Consider the following 23,862-nt stretch of genomic DNA (forward strand, 5'->3'; position numbering starts at 1 on the left):
CGGCGGCCATCATGATGCCGGGGCCCGGCGCCGTGGCGCCGGGCCCAACCAGCAGGCGGAGGTCAGGCGTTGTCGCCGTTGAGCATGGCGGCGGTCAGGACGTTGCCGGCGACGCCCCAGCCGCCGTCGGGGACCTCGTCGACCAGTACGACGGTGGTGGGGCGGGCCCGCTCACCGTAGATCTCGGCGTACAGGTCGGTTGTGCGCTCGACGATCTTCTTCTTGTCCTCGGCGGTGAGGGTGCCCGCGGGGACCTTGAAATGGGCGAAGGGCATGGGTGTCTTGTCTCCTTGAGTGGGTTTCTCCGCGACGCGGAGGCAGAGGTCCGTGGAGGTGTGGCCCACGGGGGCCGATCCCCGGCTGAGGCCGGCGTGGTCGGAGGCCGGGCGGCGGCGTCAGAGGGTGGTTGGTGCGGGCACGGCGGAGGAACGCCGCGTGGAACAACCGGATGCGCCGGTGAGCAGCATGGCCTTCGGCTGCGTCCTCACACCATGCCCCCGTTGGCCCGCAGGATCTGGCCGTTCACCCAGTGCCCTGCCGGGCTGGTGAGGAAGGCGACCACCCGGGCGATGTCCTCCGGGGTGCCCAGACGCTCCAGGGGCGGGCTCTTGGCGAGCCGGTCGATCTGCTCGGGCGTCTTGCCCTCCAGGAACAGGTCCGTCGCCGTGGGGCCGGGGGCGACGGTGTTCACCGTGATGTCCCGCCCGCGCAGCTCGCGGGCGAGGATCAGCGTGATCGACTCGACAGCCGCCTTGCTCGCCGCGTACGCACCGTAGGCAGGGAACTGGGTACCGACCACGGAGGTCGAGAACGCCACGAACGAGCCGCCCGCGCGCAGCCGCCGGGCGGCCTGCTGGGCGACGACGAAGGTGCCGCGGATGTTGGTGCGGTGCACCGCGTCGAGCACCGCGAGGTCGAGGTCGGCAATGGGCGACAGAGCGAGCCGGCCGGCGCAGTTCACGACGACGTCCACGCCGCCGAACTCCTGCTCCGCCCGGTCGAACAGGGCGGCGACCGCGTGCTCGTCCGCCACGTCCGCCCGCGCGGTGACCGCCCGCCCGCCGGCGGCGGTGATCGCCGCCACCGTCTCCTCGGCGGCGACCGCGTCGCGGGCGTAGTTCACCACGACGGCGAGGCCGTTCCGGGCGAGCTGGAGGGAGACCGCCCGGCCGATGCCGCGTGATCCGCCGGTCACGACGGCGGTCCGCAGGGCCGCCGGAGGGGGAGTGGTCGGGGGTTGGTTCGTCGTCATGCCCTCCACGATGCGCGGCGCCGGCCGGCGGAACCAGGGGATGTCATCCCCTGTGTCCGCCATCCCGGCCGGACGCACAATGGCAGGTATGGGTTCTGTGAAATACGCCGAGCTGGGAGCTTTCCTGCGTTCGCGGCGTGCACGCATCCGCCCGGCCGACGTGGGACTTCCCCACGGGCCGCGCCGCCGGGTGCCTGGGCTGCGCCGCGACGAGGTCGCCCAGCTCGCCGGCGCGTCGGTGGACTACTACAACGAACTCGAGCGCGGCGCCGGATCGCAGCCGTCCGAACAGATGATCGCCGCGCTGGCGAGAGCCCTGCGCCTGACCGCCGACGAGCGCGACTACCTCTACCACCTGGCCGACCGCCCGGTGCCCGCGCCCGGCGGCCCGGCCTCGCACGTCCACCCCGGCATGCTCGACCTGCTCACCCGTCTGACGTCCACACCCGCACAGGTCATCACCGACCTGCATGTCACCCTCGTACAGAACCCCCTGGCGGTGGCCCTGCTCGGGGACCAGTCCGGCTTCCGGGGCGCCCGGGCCAGCTTCGTCCACCGGTGGTTCACCGAACCCGACGCCCGGCAGCTGTATCCCGAAGCCGACCATGCTCACCAGTCCCGGGCCTTCGTCGCCGACCTGCGGGCGGCCGCCGCCGGACGAGAGGGCAAGGACACCGAAGCCGCCTCGATGATCAGCTCGCTGCTCGGCACCTCCGCGGAGTTCGCCGCCCTGTGGGCCGACCACGACGTGGCGTTCCGGCGCAACGACCGCAAACGCCTCAACCACCCCGCACTCGGCCTGATCGAGGTCAACTGCCTCAACCTGTTCAGCGAGGACGGCCGGCAGCGGCTGCTCTGGTTCACCCCCGCAGTCGGCACGGACAGCGCCGAGCTCCTGGACCTGCTCGCCGTCCTCGGTACCCAGGAAGTCGCCGGACCGGCACGCTGACAGCCGCTCCGCCGCGCAGCGGTTCGACGTACCCGCCGCGCACGGGCTGCGAGCCTTACGGCTTGGTCCGGCTGCTCTCCGACCCGGCCGGCGTGTGCCCGTGGTCGGGATCGTCCAGGAAGTGGTCCTGGCCGCTCCGGCCCCGTACGTAGGGATGCACCGGGAGAGTCATGCGCCGAACATCTCCCGGCAGCCGTCGAGCCCCTCGACCGTGATCCCGCTCGTGCGGTGCTTCTCCCACCGGTCCCGCTCCAGACGCAGCCGCTGGAGCGTGACCCGTTCGCCCCGCAGTGCGGCGACCGTCAGTCCGTCCGGGAGGTAGCCGAGCCGCCGCGAGACGCCCAGTGAGCGTGGGTTGTCCGTCATCGCCGACGAGACGGCCGCACCGGCGCCGAGCCCGGCGAAGGCGAGTTGCAGGGCGGCGGCCCGCATCTCGGTGCCGATGCCCCGGCCCTGGTGGGCGAGCCCCAGCCAGGAGCCGGTGCTGACCTCCCCGGTCACCGCGAAGTTCCTCGCCATCAGGTCCTGCCGGCCGGCCACCCGGCCCTCGTGCAGGACGGCGAGGCTCAACGACCAGTCCGTCGCCTGCCAGTTGGCGACCGTGCCCAGCACATGCTGGAACACCGCCCGGCCGCGTTCGGCGGGCGGGCCGTCGGTCCAGGGAACGGTGAAGGGCATGGCGTCCGGGGCATGCACCCCGTCTGCGGCCACCGAGGCCAGCTCGTCGAGCAACTCCAGGTCCGGCACACGCAGTTCCAGGCGAGGGGTGCGGATGCGGAGCCCGTACAGGGGCCAGTGCTGCGGCTTCATGGATCGACTCTGCCGGGGACGGAGGACGGCTGTCGAACGAATTGCGGAGGCCGGTCCGGCCGTAGGGGGACCGATTCCCGAGTCGTTGCGCCGACGCCGTCGGTATCCGCTCGATGCGCCGACGCAGCGGTGTCGCGTGTTCAGGAATCCGACGAGTCCCTGGTGGTGAATCCGGTTTCCGGCGAGGTGCCTGACCGGCTGCTCGTCACGAGGACCAGCCCGCACAAGCCACCGGCCAGCCAGCTGGCCATCATCCACATGTCCGAGCCGAAGCCCAAAGTTACGGTGAAGGCGACCGCCGATGAGGTGAGAACGGCAAGAGCCGTACGCTGCAGGACGTTGCCGGCTTCCCACGCGCGGCGCAGCACTCCGGAACGCCGCCAGGTACTCAGCAGGACGGCACCGAGGACCATCACCTCTGCCGCAACGAACCAGGCGGGAGCCGGTGGGAGATCGCCCGGACCCGCCCTGCCGCGCCACATGTCCGTGAGTCCGCTGACCAGGGCGACCGGGCCGATCAGGCCGAACACCCCTGCCAGTACGCGGAAGAAGCCGACGCCCAGCGGCGGCTCCACCGCACCGCTGAACGGCGTGGCGGCGTGGGAGTACGCGTGAAAGCGATGGGCGGCTCCCCGGAAATCGGTCGCGATGATCCAGCCGAAAGCCGTCGCGAACACCCCCCAAGCGACCGAGAACATACGGTCCCCCTTCCCGATGCGCTTTCGCCCGGCCGGCCGGTGTCGGTGGCGAACACGGGTCACGTTAAGGCGGGTTCACCGGCTCGCGGCATGCCGCACTCCGGCAATGTACGTGTTCGTAGGGTGCCGGAACGACGCAGCATCGCGGCTGTCCACGGGGATTGCGTGTTCTGCCCGTGCCTCGCGGTCGCCCCTCGCTTTCTGCCATCCCGGGCGCGCAGCCGTCGAATGTACGGACGCCTCAGAAAGGCGTACCGGCGCCGTCCGCGACCAGCCGGCTCGTGAAACCCGCTCGGCGCAGCCGCTCGTACGCGGCAGCCACCTCGTCGGGCACGGGGTCGGATGCCATGAAGCCCTGTGCCGGGTAGATCATCAGGCGCTGCAATGCGCCGACCAGCATGTCGATGACCATGCGGTCGTCCTTCACGGATTCCAGGTACTCCTGGAACGTGACAGGGGCCGACGCGCTCACGAACTCGACTCCCGGCCACAGCTTGCGCGCGGTGGCGTTGACGCGCCGTTCCTCGTATGGCTTGCTGACGAGCAGCGCGGTAGAGACCACGACGCCGGCCTCGTCGAGCAACGCACGGGAGAACTTGATGTTCTCGCCCGTGTTGCGGGCATGCGGTTCGGTGAGCAGGGCGCTGTCGGGGACGCCGAGTTCGAGAGCCCGTTCCCGGTAGTGCACGGCTTCGCCACGGGGCATGCGTGCTCGGGTGGTGCGGCTGGTGGCGCCGGTGAAGACGATGAGGGGCATCATGCCCCGCTGGTAGAGATCCACGGCCGCATCCGCGACCCCGAGGTCATGGCTTCCGAGCCCGATCGCGACCGAGCAGGGGCGTGGATCGTGGTGCATCAGGTGGTGGTCCCAGACGAGTTGGGCGTCCGAACGGGACTGAGCGGAGATCAACGCGGCTCACCTTTGCCGTGGGACGAGTCCGGAACGTCGAAGTCGTACGACCATCTGAATCGTGAGGCGGCGTGCACGCCTATCGCGAACTCCACGACGGTTCCGTCGGCCGTGTACGCGGTCCTGTGCAGTTCGACGACTGGTTCACCGCTGGGCAGCATGAGCAGCTTCGACTCCTCGGGCGTCGAAGCGCGCGCGAACAGTTCCTCTCGCATGTGGTCGATCTCGTAACCCGCGTCGTACAGCACGCGGAAGCCGCCACCGCGGCCCGCGGGGCCCGGGGCCGGATCGATGAGGCGCGTGCCCTCGACATGATCGGGACGGTAGTAGCTGGTCAGTGCGTGCGTCGGCTGCCCGGCCTCCTTCACGAGCCGTGCGCGGGCGTACACGAAGGAGCCGGGGGGCAGCCCGTGTGCGGCAGCGGCGGCCGGTGGCGCCTCGACACGCTTCACCGTCTGCGTCTGGTCGTCGCGGCTGTGACCACGCCCGGAAGCCACGCGGTCGGCGATGAAGGCCACCTCGTCGCCGTCGCGCCACTTGGCCTTGTCGTACCGATCGGTGCCGAGGCGCTTGAGAGGGGGCGTCTGCCGTACGACGGTGCCGTGCCCGCGTGACGAGGTGACCAGCCCCTCCGTTTCCAGGGCCTTGTACGCCGCATGGACGGTGGACTTTGAGCCCTCGCCGGCCTCGACGAGATCCCTGATGTGCGGCAGTTGCTCCCCCGGCGAGTAGGCGCCGCTCCGGATCTGACCGGCCAGCCTGTCCGCCAGTTCTCGCCACTTGGGCGCCATGCGTAACTCCTCTCGCAACCTCTCAAGGAGCAGTCAAACACAGTCCCAAGACTGTTGACAGTCCTAGGACTGTGAGTCATCAACGATCCGTTGAGGCAGTCCCAGGACTGCGGTTCCGTATGTGCGGCTTCCAGACGTGGGTCAACTGAGAGGTGTCGTGGCATGACAGGTGCCAGCAAGGCGCGGCAGCGTCTTTCCCTGTTGACGGGAAGGTCCGGAACGGATGGCGTCCTCATCGTTCCGAAGGCCGAGCCCGGGGCGGAGGGAGCCGACCTCGTGCCCGGCGCGGCGCTTCGCTGGCCACCGTGTGAGTGCGGGCACTCGCTGTGCCCCGATTACAGAATTCCGGAGAGCGAGGCGTGAGGGTTCGGCCGAGCCCGCCGGCGATCCGGATCGGGATGGTCGTCTTCGACCGAGCCCATGACATGGTCGGCGTTGTCGACGCGTTCGGCGGGCCGATCGTCACGTTGTCGCGTCCTACCGGTGTCTCCTGGCGGAGCCGGTCCGCTTCCCTGCGGCCCGGTACGGCATACGAGCACAGGCAGCTGCGTGCAATTGCCGCGCTGTGGCAGCAGCAGCACAAGAGCCTGGCCCGGTGACCGGTCGCGACAGCCGGTGGGGCGGACCCGGCATCCGGATCCGCCCCGTCCGTACCGAAATCCCTCAGGCCGACATGCCCAGCTCCCGCGCGATCAGCATCCGCTGCACCTCGCTCGTGCCCTCGCCGATCTCCAGGATCTTCGAGTCGCGCCACATCCGCGCCACCGGGTACTCGTTCATGAAGCCGTAGCCGCCGTGGATCTGGGTCGCGTCGCGGGCGTTGTCCACGGCCACGGTCGACGAGTACAGCTTGGCGATCGCCGCCTCCTTCTTGAACGGCTCGCCCGCCAGCAGCCGTGACGCCGCGTCCCGCCAGCCGATCCGGGCCATGTGGGCCCGCATCTCCATGTCCGCGATCTTGAACTGGATCGCCTGGTTGGATCCGATCGGCTTCCCGAACGCGTGCCGTTCGGCGGCGTACTTCACCGACTCGTCCACACAGCCCTGCGCCAGGCCCGTCGAGAGTGCCGAGATGGCGATACGGCCCTCGTCCAGGATCCGCAGGAACTGCGCGTACCCCCGGCCCTCCTCGCCCAGCAGGTTCTCCAGAGGGACACGCACGTCGGTGAAGGACAGCTCCCGGGTGTCCGAGGCGTTCCAGCCGACCTTGGAGTACGGGGCGGCGACCGTGAAGCCCGGGGTGCCGGACGGGACGATGATCGAGGAGATGCGCGGCGCGCCGTTCTCCTTGCGGCCCGTCACCGCCGTGACGGTCACCAACTCCGTGATGTCCGTACCGGAGTTGGTGATGAAGCACTTGGAGCCGTTGATCACCCACTCGCCCGTCGCCTCGTCGCGCACGGCGGTCGTGCGGGTGCCGCCCGCGTCCGAGCCGCCGTCAGGCTCCGTCAGGCCGAAGGCGCCGAGAGCCTCGCCGGAACAGAGCTTCGGCAGCCACTGCCGCTTCTGCTCCTCCGTACCGAAGCGGAACACCGGCATCGCGCCGAGGGAGACCCCGGCCTCCAGGGTGATCGCCACCGAGGAGTCGACCCGGGCCAGTTCCTCCAGGGCGATACCGAGGGCGAGGTAGTCGCCGCCCATCCCGCCGTACTCCTCCGGGAACGGCAGCCCGAACAGGCCCATCCGTCCCATCTCCCGCACGATCTCGTACGGGAACTCATGACGCTCGTAGAAGTCGCCGATCTTCGGCGCGACCACGTCGTGGGCGAACTCCTCGACGGTGCGTCGCAGTTCCTCGTGCTCGGCGGTCAGCCGGTGGTCCAGGGACATGGGGACGTTCACTCCTTGTGGGGTGTTCAAGGTGTTCACTGCGCCGCTAGTGCGCGGACGGTACGGGACGGGCTGGGCCGGCCCAGGTGCCCGGCGAGCCACACGCTCGTGGCGGTGAGCTCGTCGAGATCGACCCCGGTCTCGATGCCGAGGCCCTCGAGCATCCACACGAGATCCTCGGTGGCGAGATTGCCGGTCGCGCTCTTCGCGTACGGGCAGCCGCCGAGGCCGCCCGCGGAGGCGTCCACGGTGGAGACGCCGTGCTGGAGCGCGGCGAGGGTGTTGGACAGGGCCTGCCCGTACGTGTCGTGGAAGTGCACCCCGATCGTGTCGGTGTGCACACCCGCCTCGTTCAGCCCGGACAGCAGGGTCTGTACGTGGCCGGGGGTCGCGACCCCGATGGTGTCGCCGAGCGAGAGCTCGTCGCAGCCGAGGTCCATCAGCGCCTTGGCGACCCGGACGACCTGGTGGACCGGGACGGATCCCTCCCACGGGTCGCCGAAGCACATCGACAGGTAGCCGCGCACGTGCACCTTGTCCGCCTTGGCGCGGGCCACCACGGGCTCGAACATGGCGAGTGACTCGTCGATGGTGCGGTTGAGGTTGCGGGCCGCGAACGTCTCCGTCGCCGAGCCGAAGACGGCGATCCTCCGGGCCCCGAGTGCCAGGGCCCGGTCGAGTCCCCGCTCGTTCGGTACGAGGACCGGGAGCGCGACGTCGCCCACGTCCGCGATGTCGCCGAGCATCGGGAAGAGCTGCTCCGCGTCCGCCAGTTGGGGCACCCACTTGGGGTGGACGAAGCTCGTCGCCTCGATCGTGGTCAGACCGGCGACCGCGAGCCGGCGGATGAACTCCGCCTTCACCTCGGTCGGCACGACCGTCTTCTCGTTCTGCAGCCCGTCGCGGGCGCCGACCTCGTGGATGCGGACCCGGGCGGGCAGGTCCGGCGCGGCCACGGTCATCGGCAGGGGGCGGTCGGTGGCGGTCATGCTTCCTCCCCGGCGGCCGAGGGGGTGACCACGGCCAGGACCTGGTCCATGGCCACCGTCGTCCCGGCGGTCACGTCGAGTTCGGTCACCGTGCCGGCGTGCGGGGCGGAGATGACGTGCTCCATCTTCATCGCCTCCACGACCAGCAGGCTCTGTCCGGCCACGACCTCGTCCCCGACGGCCACCTTCACCACGGTGACCGTCCCGGGCATGGGCGCGGCGAGCGTGTCCGCGCCGGAGCGGCCGGCGCCGGACAGTGACGCCTCCACCGGGTCGTGGTCCCGGACGTGCCAGGTGTCGCCGTCCCGGCCGAGCCAGTGGCCCTCCGGGGCCACGGCGTACGCGAACGAGTGCGTGACACCGGCGAGTTCGAGAGTGATCCGGCTCTCGTCGACGGACAGGGCCCTGGCCGTCTCCGCGCTGCCGGGCAGCGGCCCCAGCGGACCGCAGGCGCCCGATTCGGGGGCCGGCGGCTGCGCGCCCTCCCCGACATGTCCGAACGTCAGCTCCGCGCCCGCGCCGCGCGGCCGCAGGCCGACCTGGACCGGGTCGTGGCCCGGGATCCGGAAGTGCCGCACCGTGCGCGCCGGGGTGCCGCCGAGCCGCCAGCCGTCACCGGCCGAGAACGGGTCGGACCAGGTCCCGGGTGTACGGGCGCCGGCGGGGGAGTGCTGCCGCAGCAGTGCGGCGGCCGCGTACACCTCCTCCGGCACCCCCTCCGGGACCAGCGCCTCCACCTCGCGCTCCACCAGGCCGGTGTCCAGGTCGCCCGCCACCACGGCGGGGTGCCCGAGCAGCCTGCGCAGGAAGCCCGCGTTGGTCGGGACGCCGAGGACCACCGTGTCCGCGAGCGCCGCCCGCAGCCGGCGCAGCGCCGTCGCCCGGTCGGGGCCGTACGCGATCACCTTCGACAGCATCGGGTCGTACAGGCTGCCGACCTCGCCGCCCTCGCCGAGCCCCGAGTCCGTCCGCACCCCGCCGCCCTGCGGCTCGTGCAGCGCCAGCACCGTGCCGCCCGAGGGCAGGAAGCCGCGCGCCGGGTCCTCGGCGCAGATCCGGGCCTCGACGGCATGACCGGTGAGGGTGATGTCGTCCTGCCCGTGGGCAAGTTGCTCCCCTGCCGCGACCCGCAGCTGCCACTCGACCAGGTCGAGGCCGGTGATCAGCTCAGTCACCGGGTGTTCCACCTGGAGGCGGGTGTTCATCTCCATGAAGTAGTACGAGTCGGGGTCGTTGCCCGGGACGATGAACTCGACCGTTCCCGCGCCGACGTACCCGCAGGAGCGGGCGGCCTGCACGGCCGCCTCGCCCATCGCCGCGCGGGTCTTCCCGTCGAGCAGGACCGACGGCGCCTCCTCGATGATCTTCTGGTGGCGGCGCTGGAGCGAGCACTCGCGCTCGCCGAGGTGCACCACGTTGCCGTGTCCGTCGGCCAGCACCTGGATCTCGATGTGGCGCGGCCGGTCGATCCACCGCTCCACGAGCAGCGTGTCGTCGCCGAACGAGGCGCGCGCCTCACGCCGCGCGGCGGCGATCTCGTCCGCGAGCAGCGCCGGGTCACGGACCAGCCGCATGCCCTTGCCGCCGCCGCCCGCCGAGGGCTTCAGCAGGACCGGCATGCCGATCTCATGCGCTGCTTCGGCGAGCTGGCCGTCGGTCAGCTCACTGCCCGAGGAGCCGGGCACCACCGGGACACCGGCCGCGGCGACCGTCTCCTTGGCCCGGATCTTGTCGCCCATCAGCGAGATGGCGGCGGCGGGCGGCCCGATGAAGGCCAGCCCCGCGTCCTCGCACGCCCGCGCGAAGCCCGCGTTCTCGGCGAGGAAGCCGTAGCCGGGGTGGACGGCCTGCGCGCCGGTGCGGCGGGCCGCCTCCAGCAGCCGGTCCACGCTCAGATAGCTCTCGGCCGCCGGTGCGGGCCCGATCCGTACCGCCGTGTCGGCCTCCCGTACGTGCCGGGCATCCGCGTCCGCGTCGCTGAAGACCGCGACCGAGCGCACCCCCAGCTCGCGCAGGGTCCGGATGACCCGGACCGCGATCTCGCCGCGGTTGGCGACGAGAACCGTGTCGAACATCGTCATCTGTTCCTCACATCCGGAAGACGCCGAAGCCGGCATCGCCCAAGGGGGCGTTGGCGCACGCGGTCAGGGCGAGCCCCAGCACCTGGCGGGTCTCCATCGGGTCGATCACGCCGTCGTCCCAGAGCCGGGCGGTGGCGTAGTACGCGTTGCCCTGGGTCTCGTACTGCTCGCGGATCGGGGCCTTGAACGACTCCTCGTCCTCGGCGCTCCAGTCGTCGCCCAGCTGGTCGCGCTTGACCGTGGCGAGGACGGACGCGGCCTGCTCGCCGCCCATGACGGAGATCTTCGCGTTGGGCCACATCCACAGGAAGCGGGGGCTGTAGGCCCGGCCGCACATGGAGTAGTTGCCCGCCCCGTAGGACCCGCCGACCACCACGGTCAGCTTCGGCACGCGGGTGCAGGCGACGGCGGTGACCATCTTGGCGCCGTGCTTGGCGATGCCGCCGGCCTCGTAGTCGCGGCCGACCATGAAGCCCGAGATGTTCTGCAGGAAGACCAGGGGGATGCCGCGCTGGTCGCACAGCTCGATGAAGTGCGCGCCCTTCTGGGCGGACTCGGAGAACAGGATGCCGTTGTTGGCGACGATGCCGACCGGGTGGCCGTGGATGTGCGCGAAACCGGTGATCAGCGTCGTCCCGTACTCCGCCTTGAACTCGGCGAACCGCGAGCCGTCCACGACCCGGGCGATCACCTCGCGCACGTCGTACGGAGTCCGGGAGTCGACGGGCACGGCCCCGTAGAGACCGGCGGGATCCACCTTCGGCTCGTCCACCGCCTGTACGGACCAGGGCAGCGCGCCCCGGTCCGGAAGCGTGGCCACGATGTTCCGCACGATCCGCAGCGCGTGCGCGTCGTCCTCCGCCAGGTGGTCGGTGACCCCCGACGTGCGGGAGTGGACCTCGCCGCCGCCCAGCTCCTCGGCGGTGACGACCTCGCCGGTCGCGGCCTTCACCAGCGGCGGCCCGCCCAGGAAGATCGTCCCCTGGTTGCGGACGATCACGGCCTCGTCGCTCATCGCCGGGACGTACGCCCCGCCTGCCGTGCAGGACCCCAGCACCGCCGCGATCTGCGGGACACCGGCCCCGGACATCCGGGCCTGGTTGTAGAAGATCCGCCCGAAGTGCTCGCGGTCCGGGAACACCTCGTCCTGCATCGGCAGGAAGGCGCCGCCCGAGTCGACCAGGTACAGGCACGGCAGCCGGTTCTCCAGCGCCACCTCCTGGGCCCGCAGGTGCTTCTTCACGGTCATCGGGTAGTACGTGCCGCCCTTGACGGTCGCGTCGTTGGCGACGATCACGCACTCCCGGCCGCTGACCCGGCCGATCCCTGCGATCACCCCTGCGGCCGGTGCGGCGCCCCCGTACAGCCCCTCGGCCGCCAGCGGGGCCAGCTCCAGGAAGGGCGAGCCCGCGTCGAGCAGGGTGTCCACCCGCTCCCGGGGCAACAGCTTGCCGCGCGCCACATGCCGGGCGCGGGCCTTCTCACCCCCGCCGAGCCTGGCCGTGGCGAGCCGCTTGCGCAGCTCGTCGGCGAGCGCGTGATGCGCCGCCTCGTTGGCCTGCCAGGCCTCCGAGGCGGGATCGGCCGCGCTCGCCAGCACCGGTGCCTGCTGCATCCTGTCGAGCCCCCTTGCCCGTACCGCAGTGTGACGACCTCACCCGTGATCGTCAGCGGGAGAAGTTGTTAGTGAGCGTTAACGTCCTCACAGGTTAACGACCGCTAACGCGCCTGTCTAGAATGACTCAACATGAGCACCCATGCCGCCGCCCGCGTCGCGGCCCCCACCCGCCGCGAGCAGATCCTCAAGGAGGCCGCCCGCCTCTTCGCCGAGCGCGGCTTCCACGGTGTCGGCGTCGACGAGATAGGCGCCGCCGTCGGCATCAGCGGCCCCGGCCTCTACCGGCACTTCCCCGGCAAGGACGCGATGCTCGCCGAGCTGCTCGTCGGCATCAGTGAGCGGCTGCTGGCCGGCGGGCAGCTGCGGGTCTCCGAGGACGCCTCCGGGGACAGCTCCCCCGAAGCGCTCCTGGACGCGCTCATCGAGGGCCACATCGACTTCGCACTCGACGACCGCCCCCTGATCACCCTGCACGACCGCGAGCTGGACCGCCTGCGGGAAGCCGACCGCAAGCGGGTGCGCCGCCTCCAGCGTGAGTACGTCGAGGTGTGGGTCGCCGTCGTCCGCGACCTCTACCCGGCCCTCCCCGAGCACGAGGCCCGCGCCACCGTCCACGCGGTCTTCGGCCTGCTGAACTCCACCCCCCACCTCGGTCGCCCCGGCGCGCTGCCCGGCCGCACGGACACCGCGGCGCTGCTGCACCGGCTGGCCCGGGGGGCCTTCGCCGCGGCGGGAGCCCGCCAAGAGGGCTGAGCGGCTCCGGACCGGGGTCGCCCACCCCTCAATACGGCCAGCACGCTGCGCACATCCCACGGCACAATGGGTTCATGCCGATACCCAGCCGCTCCGCCCTCGTCGACCACCTCGTCCGTACGCGCATAGCGGGAGACGTCGCGACCCCGCGCGACAACAACCTGTCCCACTACCGCAAGCTGGCCAACGGTGACCGCCACTTCTGGCTGGGGCTGGAACTCGGCGACCGGTGGCGCGACGAACAGGACGTCCTCGCGGTGATGGCCGAGAGGTGCGGTGTCAGCGACGACCCGGAGCACCGGTTCGGCCAGGACACCATCGACCCCGAGCTCACCGTCGCCGCCCTGGACCGGGCCGCGGCCCGACTGCGCAAGGCGGCCGACGGCACGGAGCGGGTGCTCTTCGCCACCGGTCACCCGGGTGGGCTCCTGGACGTCCACCGGCAGACCGCCGCCGCGCTGCGGGCGGCCGGCTGCGAGATCATGCGGATCCCGTCCGGGCTCACGGCCGACGAGGGCATGGTCTTCCAGTTCGCCGACGTAGCCGTGCAGGAGCGCGGCGCGACCCTCTGGCACACCCACTCCCCGGCCCCGATGGCGGCGATCCTGGACGGCCTGGAGCGGGAGGGGCGCCCCCTGCCCGACCTGGTCGTCGCCGACCACGGCTGGGCCGGATGCGCGGCGCAGCGCGGGCTGGACGCCATCGGATACGCGGACTGCAACGACCCCGCACTGTTCCTGGGGGAGGCCGAGGGCACCCTCCAGGTGGCCGTCCCACTGGACGACCACGTGCTGGACCCGCGCTTCTACGACCCGCTGACCGAGTACCTGCTGGACGCGGCCGGGCTGCTCTGAACGGGCGGCTCAGGGCCCGGGCGGTACGGGGGTGGCGCGGGCGTACCGCGCGGCCAGGTCGCGCAGATGCGCGACCAGCTCGGCGGGCTCCGTCACGGTGAAGTCATGGCCGAGCATCCCGAGATGGACGGCGAGGCTGTCCAGTGAGTCCGCCCCCGTGGCCAGCACGCAGGTGCTCTCGTCGACGGCCTCCACCACGCCCACCGCCGGGTTGATCCGCTCCAGCACGGCTGCCGCGGGCGCGTGCACCGTGACCCGCGCCCGGTGGCGCCAGGCCGCCGCCGACGCCTTGCCCGCCACGTAGACGGCGGCGTCCCCCTCCGGGTCCTCGCGCGGCGCGAAGCGCGGGCCCGACGGCGTGCGCGGCGTGATGCGGTCCACCCGGAACATCCGCCAGTCGTCACGGTCCACGTCCCAGGCGACGAGATACCAGCGGCGCCCCCAGTTGACGACGCGCTGGGGTTCGACCAGCCGGCGGGTCGGGGTCCCCGCATGGTCCCGGTAGTCCAGCCGGAGGCGTTCGCGGTCCCGGCAGGCCGTTGCCAGTGTCATCAGGAGCTCGGTGCCGATGCCCGAATCGGGCCGGTCGGCGGGCACCGGCAGGGTGTACTCCTGCAAGGCCCGCACCCGCCGGCGCAGCCGTGACGGCAGCACCTGCTCGAGCTTGGCCAGCGCCTGGAGCGAGGTCTCCTCCATGCCCGGCATCGCGTTCCGTGCGACCGTGCGCACGGCGATCGTCACCGCGACCGCCTCGTCGTCCTCCAGCAGCAGGGGCGGCATCGCCGCGCCGGCGGCCAGCCGGTAGCCGCCGGTGGAGCCCCGGGTGGCGTCCACCGGGTAGCCGAGGGTGCGCAGCCGCTCGATGTCGTTGCGCACCGTGCGGCCGCTCACCCCCAGCCGTTCGGCGAGTTCGGTGCCCGGCCACTCGCGCGGCGACTGGAGCAGGGACAGCAGTCTGAGCAGGCGTGCGGAGGTTTCCAGCATGGTCCGAACACTGCCCCTTCATTAGGAACGAAGCTTTCCTGATGCCATCCTAGAGTTCTGTCCATGGAGAACAGCAGCGCCACCGCAGCCCGCACCGTCCAGGACGCCACCGCCACGGAGATCCGCCCCTTCCGCATCGAGATCCCGCAGGCGGACGTCGACGACCTGCGCCACCGTCTCGCCCGCACCCGCTGGAACACCGGTCTGCCGGGCGTCGAGGGCTGGACGCGGGGCGTGCCCGCCGACTACCTGAAGGACCTGGCCGCGTACTGGGCCGACGGCTTCGACTGGCGCGCGGCGGAGGCCCGGCTGAACGAGTTCCCGCAGTTCCTCACGGAGATCGACGGCCAGGACATCCACTTCGTCCGAACCCGCTCGGCGAAGGCCGACGCCCCGGCGCTGCTGCTGATCCACGACTGGCCGGGCTCGTTCGTCCAGTTCATCGACGTCATCGAACCGCTCTCGCGCGACTTCGACGTCGTCGTCACCTCCACCCCGGGCGTCGGCTTCTCCGGACCGCTCACCTCGACCGGCTGGAGCACCGGCCGGATCGCCGCGGCCTTCACCACCCTCATGGACCGGCTCGGCTACGGGCGTTACGGCGTGCAGGGCAACGGCGGCGGTGCCTGGATCGCCGCGGAGATGGGCCGCCTGGCCCCCGACGCCGTCACGGGCATCCATGTGAACGGCCTGGTCACCTTCCCCTCCGAGGACCCGGCGGACTTCGCCGGGCTCACGGAGTCCGAGCAGACCCGGCTGGAGCGCCTGCAGAACTTCCGCGACGACAAGATGGGCTTCAACGCCATCCAGTCGACCCGCCCCGAGACCCTGGCCTTCGGCCTGCACGACTCCCCGGTGGGGCAGCTGGCCTGGATCACCGAGAAGTTCAAGGAGTGGACCGACCCCGCGAGCGAGCTCCCCGAGGACGCCGTCGGCCGCGACCACCTGCTGACCAACATCAGCGTGTACTGGTTCACCGGTACGGCGGGCTCCTCGGCGCACCTCTACTACGAGATGGCACACGACCCGTCCGCGTGGGCGCCGAAGGACCGCGGCACGGTCCCGACCGCCGTGGCCGTCGCGCTGCCGGCCGACGTCGCGATCCGCCGGTTCGCCGAGCGCGACCACCACGTGGTGCGCTGGACCGAGCTCGACCGCGGCGGCAACTTCCTCTCGCTGGAACAGCCGGAGCTGCTGGTCAAGGACGTCACCGAGTTCTTCCGCACCCTCGGCTAGCCGTTGTCCAGGCGGTCGGTGAACAGCCCTCCGCCGTCCCCGTTGCCCTTCCCGTCGCCGGGCCCGACCACCGGATTCCCTTCCGCCCGGGCCCGGCGCCGCTGTGCCACCCCCGGAGTCGGGTCGAGATAGACCCGCTTGATCGACGGGTACCGCTCCCGCAACTGCTGCTCCGCCTCCTCGCAGGCCCACTCGACCTGTTCGGCGCTGGCCACGTCCCGGAAGTCGACTTTCGCGGCGATCAGGACCTCGGCCGGTCCCTGGATGAGCGTGGTCAGTTCCAGCACGTCGATGATGTGCGGCACCGTGAGCAGTTCCTCCCGCACCCCCGTCCGCATCGACGGGGGCACCGGACGGCCGATCAGCAGCTGGGCGTTGGAGCGGCCGAGCACCCAGGCCACGTACACGAGCAGCACGCCGATCAGGATCGACGCGATGCCGTCCCAGACACCGGAGCCCGTCAGCTGGCCGCCGAGCAGCCCGCCCGCGGCCAGCAGCAGTCCGACCAGAGCCGCCGAGTCCTCCATCACCACGGCCTTGACCGCGGTGTCGGGCGTGCGGCGCAGGTACCGGGCGGGGGCGGCGCCCAGCCGGGCGGCCTCACCGCGCACCTGCCGCAGCCCGGTGCGCAGGGAGTAGCCCTCCAGGAGGAAGGCGACGCCCAGCACGATGTACGAGATGAGCGGATCGCCGAGTTCCTCGCCCTGCGTCAGGGTGTGGATGCCGTCGTACAGCGAGAAGACGGCACCGCCGACGAACGTGGCGACGGAGGCGAGCATGGCCCAGATGTACCGCTCGGGGCCGTAGCCCAGCGGGTGGTCCTCGTCGGCGGGCTTCTCGCTGCGCTTGAGCGAGGTGAGCAGCAGTACCTCGGTGACCGTGTCGGCGACGGAGTGGGCCGCCTCGGAGAGCATCGCGCTCGATCCGCTGATCATCCCGGCGACGGCCTTCGCCACGGCGATGCCGAGGTTGGCCGCCGCCGCGACGATGACGGTGAAAGTGGACTCCCCACCAGCAGATTTCTCGTCACTCATGGTGGGGAGTATGTCCGCAGCCGCGACAGGCATGTCCGACGCGCGGCCGTGCGTCCCGTTCAGTCCCGCCGGGGGACCCGGACGACGCCCTCCTGGATGACGGTGATCGCCAGCCGGCCGTCCTGGGTGTAGATACGGGCCTGGCCGAGCCCGCGCCCACCGGACGCGGACGGCGACTCCTGGTCGTACAGCAGCCATTCGTCGGCCCGGAACGGCCGGTGGAACCACATCGCGTGGTCCAGGCTCGCGCCCACCACGTCGCCGACCGCCCAGCCGCCGCGCCCGTGGGCGAGGAGCACCGAGTCGAGCAGCGTCATGTCGGAGACGTACGTCGCCATGCAGACGTGCAGCAGCGGGTCGTCGGCGAGCTTCCCGTTGGTGCGGAACCACACCTGCGATCGGGGCTCGCGCGGCTCCCCGACCGTGCCGAACGGCGGGGCGTCCACGTACCGCAGGTCGACCGCGGCGCGCGCCTCGATCAGCCGGTCCACGACCGTGGGGTCGCTGAACCGGTCCGCGTACCGCGGCAGCATCTCGGCGGCCGTGGGCAGCGTGTCGGGGTCGGGCGCGGCCGGCATGCCGGCCTGGTGCTCCAACCCCTCCTCATGCGTCTGGAAGGACGCCGAGAGGTGGAAGATCGGCTGCCCGTGCTGGACGGCGACGACCCGCCGGGTGGTGAAGGAGCGGCCGTCCCGGATGCGGTCGACGCTGTAGACGATCGGCGCGCCCGGGTCCCCCGCCCGCAGGAAGTACGAGTGCAGGGAGTGGGCGGGCCGGTCCGCGGGGACGGTGCGGCCCGCGGCGACGAGCGCCTGGGCCGCGACCTGTCCGCCGAAGACGCGGGGCACGATCGCCGAACGGCTGGTGCCCCGGAAGATGTCCTGCTCGATCTGCTCCAGGTCGAGCAGGTCGAGCAGATCGAGCAGGGCGTCCGGTTCTGAGCTCATGGAGAGAACGTAGCCGCTCTACAGGCCCATGGACTTCGCGATGATCGACTTCATGACCTCGCTGGTGCCGCCGTAGATGCGGTTGACCCGGTTGTCCGCGTACAGGCGGGCGATCGGGTACTCGTTCATGAAGCCGTAGCCGCCGTGCAGCTGGAGGCAGCGGTCGATCACGCGGTGCGCGACCTCGGTGCAGAACAGCTTCGCGGAGGCGGCCTCGGCGGCGGTCAGCTCACCGGCGTCCAGCGCCTCCAGCGCGCGGTCGGCGACGGCCTGGGCCGCGTCCACCTCGGCCTGGCAGGCGGCCAGCTCGAACTTGGTGTTCTGGAACGAGGCGACGGTCTTGCCGAAGACCGTGCGGTCCTGCACGTACTCCTTGGCGAACCGCACGGCTGCAGCGGCCTGCGCGTACGCACCGAAGGCGATGCCCCAGCGCTCGGAGGCAAGGTTGGTGCCGAGGTAGCCGAAGCCCTTGTTCTCCTCGCCGAGCAGGTCCTCGACCGGGACCTTCACGTCGACGAACGCCAGCTCGGCGGTGTCGGAGACCCGAAGGCCCAGCTTGTCGAGCTTGCGGCCGATCGAGTAGCCCTCGGACTTGGTGTCGACGGCGAACAGGGAGATGCCGAAGCGGCGGTCGTCCTCGCGCGGGGCGGAGGTACGGGCGCAGACGATCACACGGTCGGCGTGCACGCCACCGGTGATGAAGGTCTTGGAGCCGTTGAGGACGTAGTGCGTACCGTCCTCGGAGAGCTTGGCGGTGGTCTTCATGCCCGCGACGTCGGAGCCGGTGCCCGGCTCGGTCATCGCGAGGGCCCACATCTCCTCGCCGGTGACGAACTTCGGCAGCCAGCGCTTCTTCTGCTCGTCGGTGGCGAGCATCTTCACGTAGGGCAGACCGAGCAGCGTGTGCACGCCGGAGCCACCGAAGGAGACGCCCGCGCGCGCGGTCTCCTCGTAGATGAGCGCCTCGTACTTGTGCGACTCGATGCCGGCGCCGTCGTACTCCTCGTCCACGGTGATGCCGAAGACGCCCAGCTCGCCGAGCTTCAGGTAGAAGTCGCGCGGGGCCTGGCCGGCCGCGAACCACTCGTCGTACACGGGCACGACCTCGGCCGCGATGAAGGCGCGGATGGTCTCCCGGAACGCCTCGTGGTCCTCGTTGAATACCGTACGGCGCACGGGGTGCCTCCCTGGTCGGCTTCGCTCGGCTTGGCTAAGCGCTTGCTCAGCCTTGGTTAAAAGTTACCCGGCGGTCACCGGAGCTGTCCAGGGTGATGCTGAGCACGCCGGTGGGGAGGGTGCCGCCGGTACTGCGCCCGGAGCTGAGGTATCCAGGTGCCGGCAGTCACGCAGAGCCCGGGGCCGCCGGGTGCCGACGGCTCTTCCCGTGACTCGGGCCCCCTGGTGCCGAACGCCGTCCCGGGGCTCGCCTCAGATGCCGAACCGTGCCGCGATCCCGTCGAGTACGCAGTCCAGTCCCGTCTCGAACGCCCAGGTCGCGTCGTCCTTGCGGGTCGCCCGCAGTCCGTACCGCTGGTACGTGGGATAGCGGCCGGTGTCCATCAGGTACATCATCTGCGGCGCCAGGCCCAGCCGTGTCTCGTCGCCGGAGGACCAGCCCGCGGACCGTGTCCACTCCCGCACCGCCACCTCGGACTGCACCGAGCCGTGGGCGAAGGCGCTGACCGTGCGGAACGCGACCATCATCGCGTCCTCGTCGAGGCCGAGTCCGTCGAGCGCCGCCAATTGCCTTTCGGCGACGGCCAGCCGGCCCGGGGTGAGGACGAAGAGGTGGGTCGGCAGCTGCCCCACCCAGGGGTGCCGCAGCATCACGTCCCGGGTGAGCAGGCCGAACGCGCGCAGCACCTCGCGCCATCCGGTCACCTCGTCGGGGATCCGCATCTCCGTGGTCACCCGCTCCGCCATCAGCGCCCACAGGTCGTCCTTGCCGGAGACGTGGCGGTAGGCGGCCATGGGGGCGACGCCCAGCTCCGTGGCGAGCCTGCGCATGGTGACGGCGGCGAAGCCCTCCGCGTCGGCGATCTCCACGGCGACGGCCCCGATCCGCTCCAGGGTCAGCGAGGTGCGGGGCGCGGCCGCGGGCCGCTCCAGGCGCTGCCACAGGGAGGTGTCGGGCCCCGCGCTGCCGCTCTTGCCACTGTCCTTCTTCTGGCCGGCCACGGACGGGCTCCTCTCGACGGGCAGCCAGCGTACAACGTATGCGGCAGTAGACAACGTACACATGGGCGGATACGTTGTACGCACAGAAATACGTTGTACACAGCCGCTCGCTTCCATGCTTCCAGGGGGATCCCATGTCCAGCACCCGTCCGCAGCTCCGCGTCGCCGTAGTCGTCGGCAGCACCCGTGAGGGCCGGTTCGCGCCCGTCGTCACCCAGTGGCTGAAGGGGCACCTGTCCCAGCGCGACGACATGACCACGGATGTCGTCGACCTCGCCGAGACCCCGCTCCCCACGACCCTGCCCGCGTTCGGCCGGCCGCCGGCGCCGGGCACGGAGGAGGCCCTCGCCCTGGTGTCACCGCGCCTCGCGGCCGCCGACGCGTTCGTCTTCGTCACGCCGGAGTACAACCACAGCTTTCCCGCGTCCCTGAAGAACGCCATCGACTGGCACAACGAGCAGTGGCACGCCAAGCCGGTCGCCTTCGTCTCCTACGGCGGCCTGTCCGGCGGTCTGCGCGCCGTGGAACAGCTCCGGGTCGTGATGGCCGAGCTGAACGCCACGACCATTCGCAACACGGTCAGCTTCCACAACGCCTACGGCATGTTCGGCACGGACGGCACCGTCGACGACGCCCAGGTCGACACGGCCGCCAAGGCGCTGCTGGACCAGCTCGCGTGGTGGGCGCACGCGCTGCGGGACGCCAGGGCCACCGCCCCGTACGCCGCCTGAGAACGCCTCGGGCAGCCGGGGACGACGATGAGCCAGTACGCGAACGACACCCATGACCAGCAGGGGCCCAGCACCGCCCCACCCACCTCGGGCGAAGGCGGCGGCCCCTCGAAACTCGTTTTGTTCGGTCTCCTGCTGGGCCTGATGCTCGGCCTGCTCGACGGCACGATCGTCGGCACCGCCCTGCCCACGATCGTCGGCGACCTGGGCGGCCTCGACCACCTGTCCTGGGTGGTGACCGCCTACCTGCTCACCGCGTCCCTCTCCACCCCCCTCTGGGGCAAGCTCGGCGACCTGTACGGGCGCAAGGGCAGCTTCCTCTCGTCGATCACGGTGTTCCTCGTGGGCTCCGTACTGTCGGGACTCGCCCAGGACATGGGACAGCTGATCGCCTTCCGAGCCGTCCAGGGACTCGGCGCGGGCGGCCTCATGGTCGGCGCCATCTCCATCATCGGCGTGATGCTGCCGCCCTCCCAGGCGGGCCGCTCGCAGGCGATGATCGGGGCCATGATGCCGGTCGCGCTGGTCGGCGGGCCGCTGCTCGGCGGCTTCCTCACCGACCAGCTGAGCTGGCGGTGGGTCTTCTACGTCAACGTCCCCGTCGGCGCGCTCGCCCTGCTCGTCGTCGGGCTGCGCCTGCGCCTGCACACCGAGCGGGTCAAGGCGCGGATCGACTACGCGGGCGCCGGCCTGCTCTGCGCCGCGATCCTGGCCCTCACCCTGGTGGGCAGCTGGGGCGGGACGCGGTACGCCTGGTCGTCGCCGCAGATCATCGGCCTCGGGGCGACGGGCGCCCTCACCCTGGCGTGGTTCGCCCGGGTCGAGCGGCGGGCCGCCGAACCGATCATCCCGCCCCGCCTGTTCGCCGACCGCAACTTCACCCTCGCCCAGGTCCTCACCTTCCTGGTGGGGGCCGCCATGCTCGGGGCGTCCGCCTATCTGCCGCAGTACATGCAGTTCGTGCGCGGCGCGTCCTCGACGGCCAGCGGCATGCTGCTGCTCCCGTTGATGGCGGGGATGTTCGGCGCCCAACTCCTGGTGGGCAAGCTCCTCGCGGGCGGCGGCCGCTACCGCCCGTACCCCGTCATCGGCGGAGCGCTGACGGCCGTGGGCGCACTCGTCCTGCTGACGGTGGGCCCCGGCACCCCCACCGCGGTGACCTCCGCGCTGACCTTCGTACCGGGCGTGGGCATGGGCCTGTTGATGCAGAGCACCCTGCTCGTCACCATCAACAGCGCGACGCCACGCGACATGGGCGCGGCCACGGGAACCGCCACCCTCGTCCGTACGATCGGCAGCTCACTGGGCATCGCGGTGCTCGGCGCCGTCTACACGAGCCGCCTCCACGCGGGCGGGATGCCCGACGGCGCTACGGCCTGGACGCCTGAAGCGGTGCGAGGGATGCCGGACGAGGTCCGGGACGCGGTACGGATAGCGGTCACGGAGGGCCTGCACGGGGTGCTGGCCGGGGCGGCGCTTCTGGGGGCCGTGATCTTCCTGGCGGCCTGGCTGATGCGGGAGGTGCCGCTGCGGAAGGAGTGACCGGGGGCGGGAGCGCCGGACCCTCGGCGACGCCGGTCCGGGGCCGGGTTCCGGATCGCGGTGAACCGGAAGAGGAAGACGGTCACGGATCCGGCATGCCTCACTCCTGCCGCAGGGCGAGCCACAACTCCGTACGCACGTCCATGTCGTCCAGGTCCGCCCCCAGCAACACCCCGCACCTCGCGATGCGCTGGCGGACGGTGTTGCGGTGGACGGACAGGGCCACCGCCGTGCGGTCCCAGCTGCCGTGCAGCGAGAGCCAGCAGCGCAGGGTCTCCGCGAGCGGCGCGCTGAGCGGGGCGAGGAGTTCGTGGGCACGGGCCGCAGCCGGGCCCGGCGGGAGCAGGGCGGCGAGGCCGGAAAGCGGCGCGTCCACCGCCAGCGGGGTGCGGGTGGCCGTCGCGCGGCCGAGTGCCCGCGCGGCCTGGGTGCCCGCGGCCTCCAGGGCGTCGGCCGGTACGGGGGCCGAGGCGCCGAGCGTCCAGCCCGGCTGCGGGGTGACCCGGGCGCCGCCCGGGACCAGGACCCGCACCGCCTCGCCGTCCACGTCCACGTCCACGAGCGCCGAGCCCAGGGCCGCACCGAGAGCGCCCGCCGAGAGCGGGTCCGGCGCACCGCCGTCGCTGCGGCGGGCGTGCACCACCGTCCACCGCCCGTCGCCGTCCAGCATCGGCGCGACGGCCGCCGGGTCCGCGCCGAGCAGCAGCCGGACCAGGGCCGCCGAGCGGTTCGCCGCGTCCGCGCCCTGGTGCGGGGCGGCCAGGAGCGAGAGCAGGACGACCGCGATTCCGGCGATGGTGTGGTCGCCCGGCTCGCGTCGGTCCGTGGCCAGGGTCAGGGCGAGCCCCTGCCCGCCGCCCAGGGCGTACGCCGACAGCTGGGCCTCGCCCAGGGTGTCGGTGGCCGAGGCGGGGGAGGGGCGCTCGGTCGGGGCGAGCACCCGGGCGAGCCGGGACAGCGCCGCCCGCACCTCCGGGGCCGGCGGGCGGCCCGCCGCGTGCAGCGCCTCGCCGTCGGCGCTCAGCACGGCCGCCCGCCCGGACAGCCGGACCGCCAGCTGGTGCAGCACCGCGGGAATCGGATCAGGCCTGGCCGCCGCCGAGGCCAGGGCCTGCTGGGCCCGGGTCACCCGGCGCAGCTCACGGTGGCGGGCGGCGGCCATCAGCCCCCACACCGCCCGCGCGATCGCGGTGAACGGGGTCTCGGGCGGCACCTCCACCAGCGGCAGCCCGTGCCGGTCGCACGCCGCGACCAGGGCAGGCGGCACCGTCTCGTGCACGGGCCGCACCCCGAAGCCCAGCGCCGCGGCCCCCGCCTCCACGAGCCGGGCCACATAGGTGTCCGGGTCCGTGAGCAGCACCCCGGCACTCAGCAACAGCTCTCCGCCGAGCAGGTAGGGGTACGGGTCCGCCATCTCCGAGGTGTGCACCCACAACAGCTCGGCGTCGGCCGGCCCCGCGATCCTGCGGAGCCCGAGCTCCTCCAGGGCCAGCAGCCCGGCCAGCGCGACGGGTGGGGTGGGTGGCCCCGCGGGAGAGTCGGGCATGGACGTTTCATCCGTTCCGTGAGTCAGAAATGGAGGAAACATACACTTCAGGGTCGGCGCACCGCCGCCTAGCGTCGTCAGCGGACCCGTACGCCTGATTCCGTGCCGTTCCGGGGGATCCGGCACACT

Annotated in this window: 23 protein-coding genes; 7 read left to right on the top strand and 16 right to left on the bottom strand. The window is 71.8% G+C overall.

Translation table 11 applies throughout. The annotated features are described in order from the left end of the window. Positions 1-62 precede the first annotated feature (62 nt). Together ABZ434_RS25665 and ABZ434_RS25670 are read right to left on the bottom strand one after the other, a co-directional pair. Positions 63-275 (bottom strand): 4-oxalocrotonate tautomerase family protein, encoded by a 213-nt coding sequence (locus ABZ434_RS25665; protein ID WP_359141333.1) that lies wholly within the window; start codon positions 273-275, stop codon positions 63-65. A 209-nt stretch (positions 276-484) separates the two neighbouring features. Further along, positions 485-1,252: an SDR family oxidoreductase gene (locus ABZ434_RS25670; RefSeq protein WP_359141336.1), complete on the bottom strand. Its 768-nt coding sequence runs from the start codon at positions 1,250-1,252 to the stop codon at positions 485-487. A gap of 79 nt (positions 1,253-1,331) precedes the next feature. On the opposite strand from ABZ434_RS25670, the gene ABZ434_RS25675 reads away from it, so the two are divergent. Next, entirely contained in the window at positions 1,332-2,201 is an 870-nt protein-coding gene (locus ABZ434_RS25675) for a helix-turn-helix transcriptional regulator (protein ID WP_359141339.1), read from the top strand. A 168-nt stretch (positions 2,202-2,369) separates the two neighbouring features. Here ABZ434_RS25675 and ABZ434_RS25680 read toward each other — a convergent pair whose 3' ends face one another. From ABZ434_RS25680 to ABZ434_RS25695, 4 genes are all read right to left on the bottom strand, one after another. After that, positions 2,370-3,011, bottom strand: a complete 642-nt coding sequence (locus ABZ434_RS25680) for a GNAT family protein (RefSeq protein ID WP_359141342.1) — start codon at positions 3,009-3,011, stop codon at positions 2,370-2,372. 140 nt (positions 3,012-3,151) lie between these two features. Further along, on the bottom strand, positions 3,152-3,709 hold the full coding sequence (locus ABZ434_RS25685; RefSeq protein ID WP_359141345.1) for a hypothetical protein: 558 nt from the start codon (positions 3,707-3,709) through the stop codon (positions 3,152-3,154). A 241-nt stretch (positions 3,710-3,950) separates the two neighbouring features. Next, positions 3,951-4,619 (bottom strand): YdcF family protein, encoded by a 669-nt coding sequence (locus ABZ434_RS25690; protein WP_359141348.1) that lies wholly within the window; start codon positions 4,617-4,619, stop codon positions 3,951-3,953. After that, a complete protein-coding gene (locus ABZ434_RS25695; RefSeq protein ID WP_359141351.1) occupies positions 4,616-5,410 on the bottom strand; it encodes a GntR family transcriptional regulator in 795 nt (264 codons plus the stop codon). The genes ABZ434_RS25690 and ABZ434_RS25695 overlap by 4 nt, the downstream gene beginning before the upstream one ends. Positions 5,411-5,769: 359 nt before the next feature. Here ABZ434_RS25695 and ABZ434_RS25700 point away from each other — a divergent pair, with 359 nt between their 5' ends. After that, a complete protein-coding gene (locus tag ABZ434_RS25700) occupies positions 5,770-6,009 on the top strand; it encodes a hypothetical protein (protein WP_359141353.1) in 240 nt (79 codons plus the stop codon). A gap of 64 nt (positions 6,010-6,073) precedes the next feature. Here the strand turns inward: ABZ434_RS25700 and ABZ434_RS25705 are convergent, their stop codons facing one another. The 4 genes from ABZ434_RS25705 to ABZ434_RS25720 are packed head-to-tail and all read right to left on the bottom strand — an operon-like array spanning position 6,074 to position 11,925. Beyond that, positions 6,074-7,240 (bottom strand): acyl-CoA dehydrogenase family protein, encoded by a 1,167-nt coding sequence (locus tag ABZ434_RS25705; RefSeq protein ID WP_359141356.1) that lies wholly within the window; start codon positions 7,238-7,240, stop codon positions 6,074-6,076. 35 nt (positions 7,241-7,275) lie between these two features. After that, positions 7,276-8,229 (bottom strand): hydroxymethylglutaryl-CoA lyase, encoded by a 954-nt coding sequence (locus ABZ434_RS25710; RefSeq protein ID WP_359141359.1) that lies wholly within the window; start codon positions 8,227-8,229, stop codon positions 7,276-7,278. After that, positions 8,226-10,304 (bottom strand): acetyl-CoA carboxylase biotin carboxylase subunit, encoded by a 2,079-nt coding sequence (locus ABZ434_RS25715; protein ID WP_359141470.1) that lies wholly within the window; start codon positions 10,302-10,304, stop codon positions 8,226-8,228. Before ABZ434_RS25715 ends, ABZ434_RS25710 begins: the two co-directional genes overlap by 4 nt. 13 nt (positions 10,305-10,317) lie before the next feature. Continuing rightward, the gene (locus tag ABZ434_RS25720; RefSeq protein ID WP_359141362.1) at positions 10,318-11,925 is read right to left on the bottom strand and encodes a carboxyl transferase domain-containing protein; all 1,608 of its coding nucleotides are present in this window, start codon (positions 11,923-11,925) and stop codon (positions 10,318-10,320) included. Between the two features lie 132 nt (positions 11,926-12,057). Between ABZ434_RS25720 and ABZ434_RS25725 the strand changes: the two genes are divergently transcribed. Together ABZ434_RS25725 and ABZ434_RS25730 are read left to right on the top strand one after the other, a co-directional pair. Continuing rightward, on the top strand, positions 12,058-12,681 hold the full coding sequence (locus ABZ434_RS25725) for a TetR/AcrR family transcriptional regulator (RefSeq protein WP_359141365.1): 624 nt from the start codon (positions 12,058-12,060) through the stop codon (positions 12,679-12,681). A gap of 74 nt (positions 12,682-12,755) precedes the next feature. Then, on the top strand, positions 12,756-13,535 hold the full coding sequence (locus tag ABZ434_RS25730) for a phosphatase (protein ID WP_359141368.1): 780 nt from the start codon (positions 12,756-12,758) through the stop codon (positions 13,533-13,535). 9 nt (positions 13,536-13,544) lie between these two features. On the opposite strand, the gene ABZ434_RS25735 is transcribed toward ABZ434_RS25730, so the two are convergent. Continuing rightward, the gene (locus tag ABZ434_RS25735; protein ID WP_359141371.1) at positions 13,545-14,519 is read right to left on the bottom strand and encodes a YafY family protein; all 975 of its coding nucleotides are present in this window, start codon (positions 14,517-14,519) and stop codon (positions 13,545-13,547) included. 63 nt (positions 14,520-14,582) lie between these two features. Here ABZ434_RS25735 and ABZ434_RS25740 point away from each other — a divergent pair, with 63 nt between their 5' ends. Continuing rightward, a complete protein-coding gene (locus ABZ434_RS25740; protein WP_359141374.1) occupies positions 14,583-15,755 on the top strand; it encodes an epoxide hydrolase family protein in 1,173 nt (390 codons plus the stop codon). Here the strand turns inward: ABZ434_RS25740 and ABZ434_RS25745 are convergent. The 4 genes from ABZ434_RS25745 to ABZ434_RS25760 all read right to left on the bottom strand — a co-directional run bounded on the left by ABZ434_RS25745 (position 15,752) and on the right by ABZ434_RS25760 (position 19,914). Beyond that, a complete protein-coding gene (locus ABZ434_RS25745; RefSeq protein WP_359141377.1) occupies positions 15,752-16,789 on the bottom strand; it encodes a cation diffusion facilitator family transporter in 1,038 nt (345 codons plus the stop codon). The genes ABZ434_RS25740 and ABZ434_RS25745 overlap by 4 nt on opposite strands. 59 nt (positions 16,790-16,848) lie before the next feature. After that, on the bottom strand, positions 16,849-17,736 hold the full coding sequence (gene tesB / locus ABZ434_RS25750; RefSeq protein ID WP_359141380.1) for an acyl-CoA thioesterase II: 888 nt from the start codon (positions 17,734-17,736) through the stop codon (positions 16,849-16,851). An 18-nt stretch (positions 17,737-17,754) separates the two neighbouring features. Beyond that, positions 17,755-18,912, bottom strand: coding sequence for an acyl-CoA dehydrogenase family protein (locus tag ABZ434_RS25755; RefSeq protein WP_359141383.1), 1,158 nt, complete (start codon positions 18,910-18,912; stop codon positions 17,755-17,757). A 252-nt stretch (positions 18,913-19,164) separates the two neighbouring features. Further along, positions 19,165-19,914: a TetR/AcrR family transcriptional regulator gene (locus ABZ434_RS25760; RefSeq protein WP_359141386.1), complete on the bottom strand. Its 750-nt coding sequence runs from the start codon at positions 19,912-19,914 to the stop codon at positions 19,165-19,167. 134 nt (positions 19,915-20,048) lie between these two features. Here ABZ434_RS25760 and ABZ434_RS25765 point away from each other — a divergent pair, with 134 nt between their 5' ends. Then, positions 20,049-20,645 carry an NAD(P)H-dependent oxidoreductase gene (locus ABZ434_RS25765; protein ID WP_359141389.1) on the top strand — a complete coding sequence of 199 codons (597 nt, stop codon included), beginning with the start codon at positions 20,049-20,051 and terminating at the stop codon, positions 20,643-20,645. A 27-nt stretch (positions 20,646-20,672) separates the two neighbouring features. Beyond that, complete coding sequence (locus tag ABZ434_RS25770; RefSeq protein WP_359141392.1) at positions 20,673-22,187, top strand: MDR family MFS transporter; 1,515 nt, start codon at positions 20,673-20,675, stop codon at positions 22,185-22,187. Between the two features lie 100 nt (positions 22,188-22,287). On the opposite strand, the gene ABZ434_RS25775 is transcribed toward ABZ434_RS25770, so the two are convergent. Further along, positions 22,288-23,733: a PucR family transcriptional regulator gene (locus ABZ434_RS25775; protein ID WP_359141395.1), complete on the bottom strand. Its 1,446-nt coding sequence runs from the start codon at positions 23,731-23,733 to the stop codon at positions 22,288-22,290. Between the last annotated feature and the right edge of the window lie 129 nt (positions 23,734-23,862).

It is taken from the genome of Streptomyces sp. NPDC005761, from assembly GCF_040630635.1.
GTDB lineage: Bacteria > Actinomycetota > Actinomycetes > Streptomycetales > Streptomycetaceae > Streptomyces.